Source organism: Nitrosomonas sp., from assembly GCA_016703745.1.
Classification (GTDB): Bacteria; Pseudomonadota; Gammaproteobacteria; order Burkholderiales; family Nitrosomonadaceae; genus Nitrosomonas.
Window position 1 is genome coordinate 864963 of the sequence record JADJBK010000006.1, and the last position, 14583, is coordinate 879545.

Sequence of the window (14583 nt, forward strand, 5' to 3'; positions counted from 1 at the left end):
CCATGCGCACCAGCTATCTAGTAATTTTTCTGTCATGCATCGGATTAATCGGCTACGCCATTTATTTACAGGAAGTCAAAGAGTTACTGCCATGCCCCTTATGCGTGATTCAACGTATCGCCTACTGGCTGATCGGCCTGACCGCCCTGCTCGCCTTCTTTCATGATCCACAATTATCTGGCAGACGTCTCTATAGTGGATTCATGATCGGATTTGCCCTGGCAGGTGCAATCGTTGCCGGACGGCAGGCATGGCTGGTACGCTTTCCGCAGGCATTCGAATGCGGCATCAGCCCGGAAGAAGCTTTCCTCAACGCACTCCCACTGGCGCAGTGGTGGCCGGGCATGTTCGAAGCCAATGGCGATTGCGCAGATAACAACTGGCAGTTTCTAACCCTGACCATTCCAGACTGGTCACTAATTGCATTTCTGTTACTGGGCGGAACAGCCACTTATTTGTGGCGAAGAAAAAGGTAGCCAATCGGCATGATGAACAAACCCCTTGCTGGATAAATCCACCTGCATCGGCTTACCCTGCGGGAAAGCAAGCAGAATGTCGGAATCATCAGTTCCGCAAAGGGTTACACATGCTGTCCAGCAACATACCCGGATGACCACGCCCACTGAAAATTAAATCCTCCAAGGTGGCCGGTGACATCGACAACTTCTCCCACGAAAAACAGCTGTGGCTGCTTCCTGGCTTCCATTGTCTGTGATGACAGTTCACGGGTATCCACCCCTCCCAGCGTGACCTCAGCAGTTCGATAACCTTCCGTACCAACTGGCCGGATAGGCCAGCTATTGCAGGCACGGGCAATTTCAGCAATCCGTATATTGGGCAGATCCCCCAACGCTCCGCTACAGGCCTGTTCGTCACAAATACCCTGTGCAAGCCGTTTAGGCAATATTTCCATCAGTGCATTGTTAATGTATAGCCGGGGTTGCTTTTGTTTCTGCTCGATTAACCGCTGGTATACGTCCTGCTGAGGTGCGAAATTCACCGTAATCTCTTTTCTCTCCTCCCAGTAGGAAGATATCTGCAAAATAGCGGGACCACTCAGGCCACGATGCGTAAACAGCAACCCGTCACTGAACGCCTGCTTTCCACAGCGAACCTCCGCTTCAATGGACAGCCCGCTTAGTGTGTGGCATCGCGCCAACCATGCGCCATCAAAAATTAACGGCACCAGAGCGACACGCGGCTTGATTACGTTCAGATCAAATTTTCGAGCAATCTCATAACCCAAACTGGTCGCACCAATTTTTGGAATGGAAAGCCCTCCTGTCGCAATCACGAGTGAGCGAGCGCATACCTCACCGAGGCTGGTTTTAACAAGATAGCCACCGGATACCGCTTCAACCGAATTTACCTTCACCTGCGTCTGTAGTTCCACACCGGCCTCCCGCATCTCCATCAGCAGCATGTCAATGATTTGTCTGGCCGAAACATCGCAGAACAGCTGCCCCAGCTTCTTTTCATGAAAGGCAATGGCATGCTTGCGCACTAACGCAATAAAATCCTGTGGCGTATATTGCTTGAGGGCTGATTTGCAGAAATGTGGATTGTGTGACACATAATGCTGCGGCCCAGCATACAGATTAGTAAAGTTGCAGCGTCCACCACCAGAAATACGAATTTTTTCGGCAATTTTAGCGGCGTGATCAATCAGCCTTACTCGCCGCCCCCGCTTTCCAGCTTCGATTGCACACATCATCCCGGCCGCCCCCGCACCGATAATAATCACATCGCAAGTATCAACCATAAAATATCACCAGGAGACAGGCATGAGAATATTTGATAAAGCATTTACCAAATTGCCACAGCCACTCATTTGCCACTCGTTTTTGTACTATTCTTTCCAGACATCCATCCATTTCAGTTAATCGCATTTCGATATAATCCTACTCATCAGGGTCAGCTGATTACCATGAAAACCAATCAGCCCATTGCCGCTTCTTATTCGTCCTTTGATACAACAACGTCTAAAATTGGAAACAAGCATCCCTCAACGCCTGCAGGAATTACGCGCGGAAATCGCCCGGCATGATTATCAGTATTATGTACTGGATGCGCCTGTCATTGAAGATTCGCAATACGACACATTGTTTCGTGCACTGCAAACACTCGAACAGCAGCACCCTCATCTGGTTACGCCGGATTCTCCCACCCAGCGCGCCGGCGTCGCGCCACTTAAAGCATTTACGCCCTTCAGCCATTACACGCCGATGCTGTCTCTGGCCAACGCCTTTACAAATGAGGAAATTTACGCATTTGATCAGCGGATTCGTGAATCACTCGCCGTAAATGCCGTCGAGTATGTCGCTGAGCCCAAGTTTGATGGCCTGGCGGTTAATCTCGTCTATGAACACGGCATTCTGCTCAAAGGTGCGACGCGCGGAGACGGGCATGCTGGCGAAGATATTACCCTGAATCTGCGCACCCTCCCTTCGATACCATTACGGTTGCAGGCGAAACCTTTAACCGGGGTATTTGAAGTTCGAGGTGAAGTCGTCATGCATAAGGCTGATTTTACGCGACTCAATCAGCAGCAACAGCAGGCGGGACTTAAACCGTTTGCCAATCCGCGCAATGCGGCGGCAGGTTCACTGCGCCAACTTGATTCCAGCATCACCGCGACACGTCACCTGACCTTCTATGCCTATGGAGTGGGTATTTATCCTTCGCCTGAGCTGACTTTCACCAATCACAGCGAGATATTGGCCTTTCTTGGCGCGCAACATTTTCTGGTCGCGCCTCAAGTGCGCACGGCAACCGGGGTGGCGGCACTGCTTGCCTGCTATCAGGAAATGGGTGCGTCACGCGCAGCCCTGCCCTACGATATCGATGGCGTGGTCTACAAAGTCAATCACCTCGCCTTTCAGGAAAAACTGGGCTATGTTGCGCGCGCGCCCCGTTTTGCCATTGCGCACAAATTTCCCGCACAGGAAGCCGTCACCGATTTGCTGGCCATCGAGATTCAGGTTGGCCGAACCGGTGCCATGACGCCAGTAGCACGCCTGGCGCCCGTTGTTGTCGGCGGCGTGACCGTGACCAATGCAACCTTGCACAATGAAGATGAGATCACACGCAAACAGATCAGGATCGGCGACAAAGTCATCGTGCGGCGAGCCGGTGATGTCATTCCCGAAATCGTGTCGGCCTTAATCGATCAGCGCCCGCCAGACACCAGACCATTTATCATGCCGGCGCACTGCCCAGTGTGCGGATCCCACGCGGTACGCCTCGCAGGTGAAAGCATCACCCGTTGCAGCGGCGGCCTGTACTGCCCCGCGCAGCGCAAACAGGCTATCTGGCATTTTGCCTCACGGCGTGCGCTGGATATCAATGGCCTGGGCGAGCAACGGGTTGATCAACTCATCGGGCACGAGCTGGTCCGAACACCCGCTGATCTCTACCGGCTCGATGTTGCCACGCTCTCTAAACTGGAACGCATGGGCGCGAAATCGGCCAACAACCTGATCGCGGCCATACGGAAAAGCACGCTGACGACCCTGCCCCGCTTCATCTATGCATTGGGGATTCGCCATGTCGGGGAAGAAACCGCCAAAACCCTTGCCCGATGGGCACAAGGTGATTTGAACCGGCTGATGACGGCCACTCTCGAAACGCTGCAGATTATTCCGGATGTCGGACCAGTCGTTGCGCAAAGCATTGTGGACTTTTTTACTGAAACGCATAACCGCGAGGTCATCGTGCAGCTACGTGCCGGCGGCCTGCATTGGTCGCAACCTGCCGATAATATTCCTGCTGCCGAAACCATTCATTCGACAATAACCGGCAAGAAATTTGTGCTGACGGGCACACTGAATAACCTGACAAGAGAGCAGGCCAAGGTACGCATCGAGCAGCAGGGCGGCAAAATTACCGGCAGCGTCTCAGCGAATACTGATTATGTGGTAGTGGGTGTCGATCCTGGCAGCAAATACACCAAAGCCATTGAACTGGACATCCCGGTTCTGAATGAAGCACAATTACTGGCATTATTACAATCTGCTGATCAAGACCAGGACAAACATGACTGATTTCGCCAGAATCGACAGGGAAACGGCACACACTGAATTGCTCTGCGACAGCGAACAACTGCAAGCCACCATTCACCGCCTGGCGCAGGAGATTACGACCGCCCTGTCGGGCAGGGAGCCGCTGGTACTCTGCGTTATGAATGGCGCGGTAGTATTCACCGGCCAACTGCTGCCGCTGCTCGATTTTCCATTGACTTTCGACTACGTTCAGGTTTCCCGTTATCATGAAACTCTGCATGGCGGTGAGCTGGAGTGGATCGTTGCACCTCCCGCTGATTTACAGAACCGGGTGGTGCTGATTATTGATGATGTTCTGGATGAAGGCCGCACACTGGCGGCAATATGCGGAAAAGTGCTGGATAATGGCGCGCAGGCGTGTTACAGCGCGGTATTGGTAGATAAACTGACCGGTAGAAAAAAAGCCGCCCAGGCAAATTTCACTGGCATACAACTCCCCGATCGCTACATTTTTGGTTTTGGTATGGATCTACACGGAAAATGGCGTAATCTTCCGGAAATCTATGCCATTAGATAATAATTCGAGCAATAAAATTTCAGGATTGATTTTTCTATGATTGCGGTCATTGGCGGTAGTGGCATGAAACAGCTTTCAGGTCTGGAGGTGACGCATCGTCAGATCATGCGGACGCCTTACGGTGAACCTTCGAGTCCGTTGATATTTGGCACCATCAATGGTCATGAGATTGTTTTTCTGTCCAGACATGGTCATGGCCATACCATTGCACCGCATAAAGTCAACTACCGCGCCAACATCTGGGCGCTGCACGAACTGAAAGTCAGGCACGTCATTGCGGTGGCTTCGGTTGGCGGCATACGCCCGGATCTGACTCCTGGCGCCATTGTCATACCCGATCAGATTATCGACTACACCTATAACCGCAGATTCACTTACTTCGAGGATACCGATCGGCCGGTCGTCTATACCGATTTCACGCAACCCTACTGTACCGATACCCGTACCCGCCTGCTGGAATCAGCCCATCAAGCCGGTGAAAAAGTCATTGATGGTGGCATCTATGCCGCCACCCAGGGCCCCCGGCTGGAAACCGTTGCCGAAATTAATCGGCTGGAGCGTGATGGTGCAGATATGGTGGGTATGACGGGCATGCCGGAAGCCATACTTGCCAGGGAGCTGGGTCTTTCCTACGCCACGATTGCCGCAGTTGCCAACTATGCGGCCGGGCGGGGTGACAGCCGAATCAACATCCCGCTGCAAGCTGTCTTTGCCACTTTGGAGAAATCGATGATCAATGTCAGAAACATACTCAATCATCTGGTGAAAAACGATGTCCGTTAAACCCGTACTGAAAATGGGCGATCCGCGCCTCTACCGGCAGGCACAGCCCGTTACCCAATTTGCCACGCCAGCATTGCATACATTGTTGCAGGATATGCAGGACACCATGGCGGCCATGAATGGCGCGGGACTGGCTGCACCCCAGATCGGCGAAGACTGGCAAGTTGTCATTTTTGGCGTGGAGCGCACGTCACGCTACCCGGATGTTGAAGCGGTGCCGTATACCGTTTTGATTAACCCGGTGCTGACTCCATTAAGTGAAACCATGACAGAAGACTGGGAAGGTTGCCTCAGCATTCCGGGCATGCGTGGGCTGGTACCACGTTATACGCATCTGCGTTACCAGGGGCGGGATCAGGACGGCAACCTGATCGAGCGGGAAGTCTCCGATTTTCATGCGCGCGTCGTACAACATGAATGCGATCACCTGCAGGGTATTCTGTATCCGATGCGTATTCCTGATTTACGCAAGTTTGGCTACAGCGACACGCTCTTTCCGGATCAGCCGCTGATCGATGAATGAACATCCCACCGCCAGTCGTCTCACCAGGGCTTGACGACGACCAGGATCACCACAGCAACCAATATCAGCACAGGTAGCTCATTAAACCAGCGGTAATAGACATGACCATGCTGATTACGATCTTCTTTAAAAGCCTTAAGCAGCCTGCCACAATAAATGTGATAGATTACCAGCAAGATCACCAGCGCCAGTTTGACATGCAGCCAGACACCCGTAAAACCGTAGCCCAGCCATAACCAAACCCCAAAAACAATCGTCAGCACGGCGCCCGGCGTCATAATGCCATAATAGAGCTTGCGCTCCATCACCTTGAAGCGTTCGTTGCCCGCCTGATCGGTACACATGGCATGATAGACAAACAAACGCGGCAGATAAAACAATCCCGCAAACCACGTCACCATGAAGATAATATGTATTGATTTGATCCAGAGCATGATTCATCCTTGAGAATATAATTTTTACAGGGGCGCATTCATCATGACGGTCTCCCGGCTGTCCAATACAATCCGGCTGCTTCCACTGTTAATTCTGCTCATCACACCGATGACCACGGAAGCCCGACAATATACCGCCAATCCGGCTGATTATCGGTTGCAGCTCAAAAAACTGCAAGCGGGCGACCAGCTGTTGCTCTCGCCTGGTATCTATACCCAGGGATTGCCGATTCACCATTTCAAGGGACAGCCCGATGCACCGATTGTCATTACTGGCCCGGCAGAGGGACAACGCGCCATATTCATCGGCAGATCCGGGCACAATACGATCAGCATCATTGACTCGCACCATGTCACCATACGCTATCTTCAACTCGATGGACGCAGTCTGCCGGTTGATGGCGTCAAGTGTGAAGGTCATGCCACCTGGGCGCACCACATCACGCTGGAGCATCTACTGATTGAGCGGCATGATTACAATCAACAGATTGTTGCCATCTCTACCAAATGCCCGGCCTGGAACTGGACGATTCGTCACAACATTATCAGAAACACAGGAACGGGTTTGTATCTGGGCAACTCCGATGGCAGCGCCCCATTCATTGCGGGACTGATCGAGCATAATCTGGTCACCGATACACTGGGTTACAATCTGCAGATCAAACATCAACGCGAGCGGCCGGTAATCGACGGCATGCCGCAGCAGAATGCAGTCACCCTCATCCGTCACAACGTGTTTGCGAAGGCCAGCCAAAATCGGGATCCCGCCATGGCAAGACCAAATGTGCTCCTGGGACATTGGCCGCTTGACGGGTCGGGAAAAAATGATCGTTACCTGGTCTATGGCAATTTCTTTTATGAGAATACGCAGGAAGCCCTGTTTCAGGGTGAAGGTAATATTGCGCTATACAACAATCTTCTCGTCAATCATCACGGCAATGGAATGCATATCCAGCCACACCACGACATTCCCCGTGAAATCCATATTTTCTTCAACACCGTGCTGGCAAACGGGGCGGGGATTCATTATACGAGCGGCAACCGATCAGAATCCATTCGCCCGGTTATCACCTCCAATCTTATTTTTGCACAACCGGCATCCGTTATTACTCGCGGCAGTACCTGCAACAATTTTGAGGGTACGTATTCCCATGCCGACAAATTTCTAGCAAACCCCTTTGCGCCACCGGGACAGCTGGATCTTTCCCCTTTGCCTGCAAAACAATCAGAGATATCCGCCGGACAAAACAGCCCGTGTAAAGGGTTACAAAATTTTTCACATGGACAGTTCGATTTTGACGGCAATATCAGCATTAACCGTATGGGAGCATATGCTCATGGCAAACCTGTTAAATGGTCACCGCAACTTACTGTTAAACCGGATATAACTCACCCTTCCCGATCAGAAGGATCAAACCGACCCGAACCATCCTTAACACGCTGAATTTTTAGAGACACCCTCTATTTTGACGACATCAAAACCCATACCGTCTGATCGCACCTCCCCACATTGGGCACTTCTGGTGCTGGTGGCAGGATTTATCATTTATGGCTCGCTATTTCCCTTCAATTTCCACCCCCCCCAGCCTTTCGAGCAGCTATATGCCCACTTGAACCCTTTCCAATATCGCTCGGATGCAATCAACAACTTTCTGCTATTCATACCCTTGGGGGTTGCGCTGCATTTTTGTTTTAATCGCATTTCGCAACGCATCGTTGCTGCAGCGTTATCCTGGATAATTTTGGGTGTATTACTGCAGATTGTGCAACTCTATCTACCAGGGCGCGTTGCTTCGCTGACAGATAGTTTCTGGAATGCCATCGGGCTGATTACCGGGCTGTTGAGCGCCCGGCTGCTGGCGCCATGGTTACATCATCATGCAGGCAAAATACAGCAGCCACATGACAAGTTCACCCTGATTCTCGTTGTGGCATGGCTGGCATACGAATCTTTTCCATTTGTTCCAACACTCGATATCGCCGAGCTGCGCAATCACACCAAAGCATTTTTTTACGCACCACCTTTTGAATGGATACGCCTATGGCAGCATTTACTGGCGGCGGTACTTGGCACCCTCGCCATGTTACGGGCACAGCTGCTGCCACAGCGATGGTTAATCATCATGGCTGCCGTTCTGGTTCTGGTTTCCCTGGAAATCCTGGTGCCTTATGGCGAGTTACGCCGGGAAACCCTGCTGGGTATCTGTCTGGGAATCATGATGGGTGAACGTCTCGACGCCATGTTACGCACAAAAGCCTGGATAGCTGTCATGATCATGGCCCTGTGTGCCTACCTGACGACGGTCTTGCTGCCGTTCCGTGGCCAAAGCGCTGATGGTGCTTTTACATTCACACCCTTTGCATTACTCCTGTGGTTTGGGAATACCAAGCCTGTTTCGCCTACCGCATTTGAAGTTCTGGCAATCGGATCGCTACTATGGGCAGGTCTATCCAGTCACGGGCAAACCATCCGGCAACACATCTGGCTGTGGCCACTATCGCTGGCGCTGCTGTTATTGCTGCTGGAAGGTGTGCGCACATTACTGATGGGGTTCCACGGCGACACCACGCCTCTGATTATCCTGGCCACGTTAGTCCCTTTCGCACTTTCGCTTCAGCGGCATCAACCTGATTTCCCCCGCTCATTCCAGCCAGGCTCTTTCTCAATCACTCAACCTGAGACAGAAAAACCGCCATCCGAGTTATCCCCTTATTTAATACCCAATGTGAACAGCAAGATCAAAAACTGGCTTGGCCTTCTATTCATCATCACCATGGGTACCCTGGGATTATGGGTGCTGATCCAATTGCCAGAGGCCCCCTACAATTTACGCGAACTGTTTGGCAAGGATCGCCTGCTTGGCTGTTTCATCTTCACAATAGTGCTGTTATGGCTGGGCGCCGGACCAGAGTGGATCTCCTATCGGGCAGGCAGACAATCCTGGCCTGCCTTGTGGTTGCCCTTCTGGTTGTTCATCACCGCCGCCATCAGCCTTCTGTTGCTTCAATACGCAGTCACTACCGAAAGCCTGAACGACATTACAGGCTCTCCCGATTTATATCGCCGTATCGTACAGGAAAATATTTGGGGTGAGGAATGGCAGAATGAGTTGAGAAACTGGCCGGGCACCTTTGTCATCGGCTTAGAACGCACCGTGAGGTTTATCGCACTTTACTGGCTGCTGCTGATCCCATTGACACTATGTACAATCTTTGCCAATCGACTGTGGCGCCCTCCCGCACGGATCGGTGCCTGCTTTATCCTGCTCCCGCTCTGGTGGGCTGCTAAATGGATTGTCGTGGATGCCGCCATTACCGACAATCTGACAGAGCTGATGGCATCCAATGGCATACCTTATCTGGGCGCCTTGCTGGTGGTGCTCGCCGTTCATGCCAGTCTGCTATCACGCATCAGCCTGCGTCTCAGCGTTACGCTACTTGCCGCCCTCGGGAGCGCACTCCTGCTGCTGGCAAGCTGGTGGTTACTCAACCAGGGATTGGAAACCGTTTTGTTCAAATATAACCGTATATTCTCCGCGCCACAATTCCTGCTGGGAGCCAGCCGCAGTGAAACACTCACGGAAGAAGCGCTCCTGCTGCGCTGGGCGATCGTTTATCTGGGCATGGTAAGTGTGATCGCTGTCGGTATCCGTTCCACACCGCACCAGACAAGAACGCCGCTCGCATCCACACACCAGCAGTAAAAGTACGGCTATTGGCCGTTGCCCGCCACCCCAGGAGGCTGTCCGAGGCAACTACTGCATTTCCGCCTCAATTTCCGCCTCAACCGCACCTCAACAGCCTGCCGGCATGATCGGTTGAATTGGCAGGGTTTTTCAGCGTATTTCTCCCTCTCAAACCGGAATAATTTTCTATCCGGATTGATCAATTCGCTAAATATTTCCACTGGCTGTCCGATTACTGCTCTCAACAGCGACTCATTCAGCGCCACATCACTTACCGGCCGAGTCAATGTGAACGTAAGCGGCACAAGCGCCGCACTTTACTTAAATAGTAATCAACATCTGAAGGAGAAACACCATGGCACAAGTCATCAATACCAACGTCGCGTCACTGAATGCACAACGTAACCTCAACAGCTCGCAAAGCGCGCTCAATACCTCACTCGAACGCTTATCATCCGGCCTGCGTATCAACAGCGCCAAGGATGATGCCGCTGGTCTGGCGATTTCCGAACGCATGACCGCACAGATTCGTGGGCTGAATCAGGCCGCACGTAACGCCAACGATGGCATTTCATTGGCGCAGACTGCCGAAGGCGCGCTCAAAGAGATCGGCAACAATCTGCAACGGATGCGTGAATTGGCAGTGCAATCTGTCAATGCTACCAATAGCTCTAGTGACCGTGCTGCACTGGATAAAGAAGTGACTGCTCTCAAAGCTGAAATTACCCGCGTCGCTGACACTACTGCATTTAATGGCGCCAAGTTGCTGGATGGCAGTTTCTCTTCACAAAATTTTCAAGTGGGCGCAAATGCTTCAGAAACCATTGGTTTTACCAACATTGCAGATTCAGATGCTGCCGCTTTAGGCGCATCCGGAAATGTAAGTACTGTTAGCGATGCCTCTGCCTTAATCACTGCGGTTGATACCGCCTTGCAGACGGTCAATACCACACGGGCTGACCTGGGTGCGATACAAAACCGCTTCTCTTCTGTCGTTACCAACCTGCAAACCACATCGGAAAACCTGTCTGCTTCACGCAGCCGGATTCAGGATGCGGATTTTGCTGCAGAGACGGCTGCATTGACCCGTGGGCAGATTCTGCAACAGGCCGGGGTCGCGATGCTGGCGCAGGCCAATGCGTTGCCGAACAATGTGTTGTCGTTGTTGAGATAACCACGAATCGGTCTTTAATCAGCGCCACGGGGCGGGCAGGCCGCAATCGCCCGCCCCGTGGCCCTAACCCACCAGGAGACATAACATGATCATCAATCCAGCCATCGGCGCCAGTGATTTTTTACCGCAGGTGACGCCCTCGCAGGGCGTCAACCGGATAGCGAATCGTGAAACCGCCGACGTACCCGCTGCCTCCCAAAAAGCCGCCCCCGTGGCGCAAGCGGGAAAAAGCTCCCCAGAACAGGTCGAGGATGCAGTCAAACAGATTGAGCAATTCACCCAGTCTGTCGCGCAGAATCTGAAGTTTTCCATCGATGAGGACACCGGTAAAACCGTGGTCAAGATCATGGATTCGCAGACCAATGAGCTGATACGCCAGATTCCATCGGAAGAAGCAATCAATATCGCGCGCACGCTCGGCAAGATCGAAGGTGTGCTGTTTAACGATCAAGCCTGATTCACCCATCAGCAGCAGGACAGGAGAATACTATGCTCGCATCACCTGGAATTGGCTCAGGACTCGACGTCAATGGCATCGTCAGTCAGATCATGGCGCTCGAACGTCGCCCACTGAGTCTGCTCGACAACCGTGAGAACCAGCAGAAAGCACAACTGTCTGCGTTTGGCAGCATCAAGAGCGCCTTATCAACATTTCAGGAAACGCTCAAGAAGCTGTCTGATCCGCTGAAATTATCTGCCACCACCGCCAGTCTTGCCGATAGCTCGCTGGCGGCGGTCAGTGCCAGTAGCAATGCCGTACCTGGCAGTTATGAAATTGAAATCAAGAGCCTGGCGCAAGCGCACAAACTCAAGTCAGAAAATTTTACTTCTAACAGCGATATCGTCGGCAGCGGCACATTGACCATTCAGTTCGGCACGTATAACGGGGATGGCAGCTATACAGCCAATGTAGACAAACCCGATCAAACCATCGCCATCGGCACGAATGAGGCAACTCTGGCAGGTGTGCGCAGCGCGATCAATAACGCCAATGCCGGTGTGACGGCCAGCATTGTCAACGATGGCAGCGGCAGCCGTCTGGTGATCGCTTCACAGGATGGCGGCACGAGTAATGCGCTACGCATCACGGTCAGTGATGATGATGGCAATCATACCGATAATACGGGCTTGTCCCGGCTGGCATTCGATGCCTCCACTGGCGGGGTGTCCAATCTATCTGAAACGATGGCAGCCCGCAGTGCCTCGCTGGTGATCGATGGTATTCCTATTACGAAATCAACCAACACAATCACCGATGCAATTGAAGGTGTCACGCTCAATCTGCAAAAAACCAACGAAGGCAGCACCACATTACTGACTGTCGCGCAGGATACGGAGAGCATTAAAAAAACAGTGCAGTCGTTCGTTGATGGCTTCAATGCACTTAACAAAACCATCAGCGACCTGACCCGTTTTGATCCCAACAATCGTCAAGGTGCGGCACTAACGGGTGACTCGATTGCAAGAACCATTCAATCACGCATGATGACGGTTTTTAATACCCCCCCCTCCGTAGCCAACGGGGGATTGAACCACTTGTCTGAGATCGGTATCACTTTCCAGAAAGACGGCACGTTACAACTGAACGACGAAAAATTAACCGCAGTTATGAATGACCCAGGCAAGGATATCGCTTCGTTCTTCTCTAAGGGCACGGTCGATTTCACCCAGACCACGGAGGCACCGGAAACTGGAGCGGCTGATTCAGCTGGCTTTGCCAGCAGGCTAAATCAATTGATTGATGGCCTGCTACGCAGTGATGGCCTGATCAATGGGCGCATGGATAGCATCAACACGACCATTCGCGATATCGGCAAGCAACGTGACACAGTTGACCGTCGCCTGGAAGATGTGGAAAGACGCTATCGCGCGCAGTTTGCCGCACTGGATACGCTGATCGCCAGCATGTCGAGTACCGGTAACTTTCTGCAGCAACAGCTCGCCAATCTGCCAGGTTCGGGTAACCGGTAATCCCTCACTGACATTTATTTATCGCTATTTACACTCATTTCGCACAAGGAGAATCCATGTTTTCCAGCTCAACCCATGCCATCTCCGCCTATAACAAAGTAGGCGTTGAATCCGGCGTTACTACTGCCGATCCACACAGGCTGATTCTGATGCTGTTTGAAGGCGCGCAGCAGGCGCTCAATCGCAGCAAGCTTTATATGCAGCAAAACAACATTGCGGGTCGCGGCGAAATGATCTCCAAGGCAATCATGATCATCGACCATGGCCTGAAGGCGAGTCTTGATGTCAAGGCGGGTGGCGCACTGGCTGAACAGTTAAGCCAGCTCTATGACTATATGACCGATCGCCTGCTGCAGGCCAACCTGCGAAGCAGTGTTGACATTATCGATGAAGTCAGCCAGTTGCTCGGCGAATTGCACGAAGCCTGGGCCGCCATCGGCAAAAAACCCAGCACCAGCGGCAAGATAGCGCAAATCGAAAAATTAATCGAAACCGGAATGGCAGTCAGATGATTGAACATAACCCGAATAACCGCACGACGGACGATATGAATGGCGCACAAACCATCGCAGCTTATGAAGGCATATTGGCAATTACCGACAAAATGCTGCAAGCCGCCCGCGCCAGCGACTGGGATAAACTGATCGCGCTGGAACAGGAATGCAAGCGGATTACCAACCGCCTGATCGGACAACAGACACAAGTTAAACTGGACGAGCCCTTGCAGAAAAAAAAAATTACGCTGATTCAGCAAATTTTAGCGCATGACGCCGAAATACGCGCCTTAACCGAACCCTGGATGATGCACTTGCAAAACCTGCTGAGCAACTCGCATCACAAACAAAAATTGAACCAGGCTTATCAGACGGATTAACAGCTATCGTGTTGGGGTTTGGGGTTTGGGGTTTGGGGTTTAATGTTGGGGTGAGGTACGAACCCCAACAGCTCCCCGTGCAGCTTTATGATTGTAGGTTGGGGTGACGACAGGAACCCCAACACCGGGAGATACGAACCCCAACACCCCCATGCAACGTCATCACCCCAACCTGCGCTCCCCAAACCGTTTGTCGTTTTCGGGGGAGGCGGTACCCCAATCGGCGGGCAACGTAGCCGTGTTTGACGGGGTTGTAATGGATGTAATCGATGTGGCGGCGAAAATCGTTTTCGTCTTGCAACGTGTGCTCCCAAAATCGGCGCTGCCAGATGCCGCGTTCACCTTTGCTGCGACGGCTGGCGCTGATGTGTTCGGTTTTGGGAATGTTTCGGGAAAATCCGGCCTTGATCAACATCCAGCGGGTTGGGTAATCGGCGTCGCCGGGCGGCAGGGTGAAAACGGCGTGTAAATGACCGGGCATGACCACCATGGCATCGATATGTTCCACCAACAGATACCGCTTTCTTTCTGCAAGGTTAACGGTAAAAAAATAACAACCA

15 protein-coding genes are annotated in these 14583 nt (G+C 52.3%); 13 read left to right on the top strand and 2 right to left on the bottom strand.

Translation table 11 applies throughout. From position 1 onward, the window contains the following. Positions 1-2 precede the first annotated feature (2 nt). Positions 3-476, top strand: coding sequence for a disulfide bond formation protein B (locus IPG31_05020; protein MBK6617749.1), 474 nt, complete (start codon positions 3-5; stop codon positions 474-476). A gap of 104 nt (positions 477-580) precedes the next feature. On the opposite strand, the gene IPG31_05025 is transcribed toward IPG31_05020, so the two are convergent. Then, positions 581-1762 (bottom strand): NAD(P)/FAD-dependent oxidoreductase, encoded by a 1182-nt coding sequence (locus tag IPG31_05025; protein MBK6617750.1) that lies wholly within the window; start codon positions 1760-1762, stop codon positions 581-583. A gap of 208 nt (positions 1763-1970) precedes the next feature. On the opposite strand from IPG31_05025, the gene ligA reads away from it, so the two are divergent. The 4 genes from ligA to IPG31_05045 are packed head-to-tail and all read left to right on the top strand — an operon-like array spanning position 1971 to position 5884. Further along, the gene (ligA, locus tag IPG31_05030; protein ID MBK6617751.1) at positions 1971-4043 is read left to right on the top strand and encodes an NAD-dependent DNA ligase LigA; all 2073 of its coding nucleotides are present in this window, start codon (positions 1971-1973) and stop codon (positions 4041-4043) included. After that, positions 4036-4578 (top strand): hypoxanthine-guanine phosphoribosyltransferase, encoded by a 543-nt coding sequence (locus IPG31_05035; protein MBK6617752.1) that lies wholly within the window; start codon positions 4036-4038, stop codon positions 4576-4578. The genes ligA and IPG31_05035 overlap by 8 nt, the downstream gene beginning before the upstream one ends. Before the next feature lie 36 nt (positions 4579-4614). Further along, positions 4615-5361, top strand: a complete 747-nt coding sequence (locus IPG31_05040) for an S-methyl-5'-thioinosine phosphorylase (protein MBK6617753.1) — start codon at positions 4615-4617, stop codon at positions 5359-5361. Then, on the top strand, positions 5351-5884 hold the full coding sequence (locus IPG31_05045) for a peptide deformylase (GenBank protein MBK6617754.1): 534 nt from the start codon (positions 5351-5353) through the stop codon (positions 5882-5884). The genes IPG31_05040 and IPG31_05045 overlap by 11 nt, the downstream gene beginning before the upstream one ends. 20 nt (positions 5885-5904) lie before the next feature. Here the strand turns inward: IPG31_05045 and hemJ are convergent, their stop codons facing one another. After that, positions 5905-6318, bottom strand: a complete 414-nt coding sequence (gene hemJ, locus IPG31_05050; protein ID MBK6617755.1) for a protoporphyrinogen oxidase HemJ — start codon at positions 6316-6318, stop codon at positions 5905-5907. A gap of 223 nt (positions 6319-6541) precedes the next feature. On the opposite strand from hemJ, the gene IPG31_05055 reads away from it, so the two are divergent. The 8 genes from IPG31_05055 (at position 6542) to IPG31_05090 (ending at position 14492) form a co-directional block, all read left to right on the top strand. Next, positions 6542-7762 (top strand): hypothetical protein, encoded by a 1221-nt coding sequence (locus IPG31_05055; protein MBK6617756.1) that lies wholly within the window; start codon positions 6542-6544, stop codon positions 7760-7762. A 22-nt stretch (positions 7763-7784) separates the two neighbouring features. After that, positions 7785-10022, top strand: coding sequence for a VanZ family protein (locus IPG31_05060; GenBank protein MBK6617757.1), 2238 nt, complete (start codon positions 7785-7787; stop codon positions 10020-10022). 337 nt (positions 10023-10359) lie between these two features. Next, the gene (locus IPG31_05065; GenBank protein ID MBK6617758.1) at positions 10360-11178 is read left to right on the top strand and encodes a flagellin FliC; all 819 of its coding nucleotides are present in this window, start codon (positions 10360-10362) and stop codon (positions 11176-11178) included. Between the two features lie 85 nt (positions 11179-11263). Then, positions 11264-11635, top strand: a complete 372-nt coding sequence (locus IPG31_05070; GenBank protein ID MBK6617759.1) for a flagellar protein FlaG — start codon at positions 11264-11266, stop codon at positions 11633-11635. Positions 11636-11667: 32 nt separating this feature from the next. Further along, a complete protein-coding gene (fliD, locus tag IPG31_05075) occupies positions 11668-13149 on the top strand; it encodes a flagellar filament capping protein FliD (protein ID MBK6617760.1) in 1482 nt (493 codons plus the stop codon). A gap of 56 nt (positions 13150-13205) precedes the next feature. Then, entirely contained in the window at positions 13206-13661 is a 456-nt protein-coding gene (gene fliS / locus IPG31_05080; protein MBK6617761.1) for a flagellar export chaperone FliS, read from the top strand. A gap of 35 nt (positions 13662-13696) precedes the next feature. Further along, positions 13697-14023 carry a flagellar protein FliT gene (locus IPG31_05085; GenBank protein MBK6617762.1) on the top strand — a complete coding sequence of 109 codons (327 nt, stop codon included), beginning with the start codon at positions 13697-13699 and terminating at the stop codon, positions 14021-14023. 238 nt (positions 14024-14261) lie between these two features. Beyond that, entirely contained in the window at positions 14262-14492 is a 231-nt protein-coding gene (locus tag IPG31_05090) for a hypothetical protein (protein MBK6617763.1), read from the top strand. The last annotated feature ends 91 nt before the right edge of the window (positions 14493-14583 follow it).

Coding starts and splice junctions, on each gene's coding strand:
- fliS (MBK6617761.1), top strand. CDS start 13,206: ATGTTTTCCAGCTCAACCCATGCCATCTCCGCCTATAACAAAGTAGGC.
- IPG31_05040 (MBK6617753.1), top strand. CDS start 4,615: ATGATTGCGGTCATTGGCGGTAGTGGCATGAAACAGCTTTCAGGTCTG.
- IPG31_05035 (MBK6617752.1), top strand. CDS start 4,036: ATGACTGATTTCGCCAGAATCGACAGGGAAACGGCACACACTGAATTG.
- IPG31_05070 (MBK6617759.1), top strand. CDS start 11,264: ATGATCATCAATCCAGCCATCGGCGCCAGTGATTTTTTACCGCAGGTG.
- IPG31_05085 (MBK6617762.1), top strand. CDS start 13,697: ATGAATGGCGCACAAACCATCGCAGCTTATGAAGGCATATTGGCAATT.
- IPG31_05025 (MBK6617750.1), bottom strand. CDS start 1,762: ATGGTTGATACTTGCGATGTGATTATTATCGGTGCGGGGGCGGCCGGG.
- IPG31_05020 (MBK6617749.1), top strand. CDS start 3: ATGCGCACCAGCTATCTAGTAATTTTTCTGTCATGCATCGGATTAATC.
- IPG31_05065 (MBK6617758.1), top strand. CDS start 10,360: ATGGCACAAGTCATCAATACCAACGTCGCGTCACTGAATGCACAACGT.
- fliD (MBK6617760.1), top strand. CDS start 11,668: ATGCTCGCATCACCTGGAATTGGCTCAGGACTCGACGTCAATGGCATC.
- hemJ (MBK6617755.1), bottom strand. CDS start 6,318: ATGCTCTGGATCAAATCAATACATATTATCTTCATGGTGACGTGGTTT.
- IPG31_05045 (MBK6617754.1), top strand. CDS start 5,351: ATGTCCGTTAAACCCGTACTGAAAATGGGCGATCCGCGCCTCTACCGG.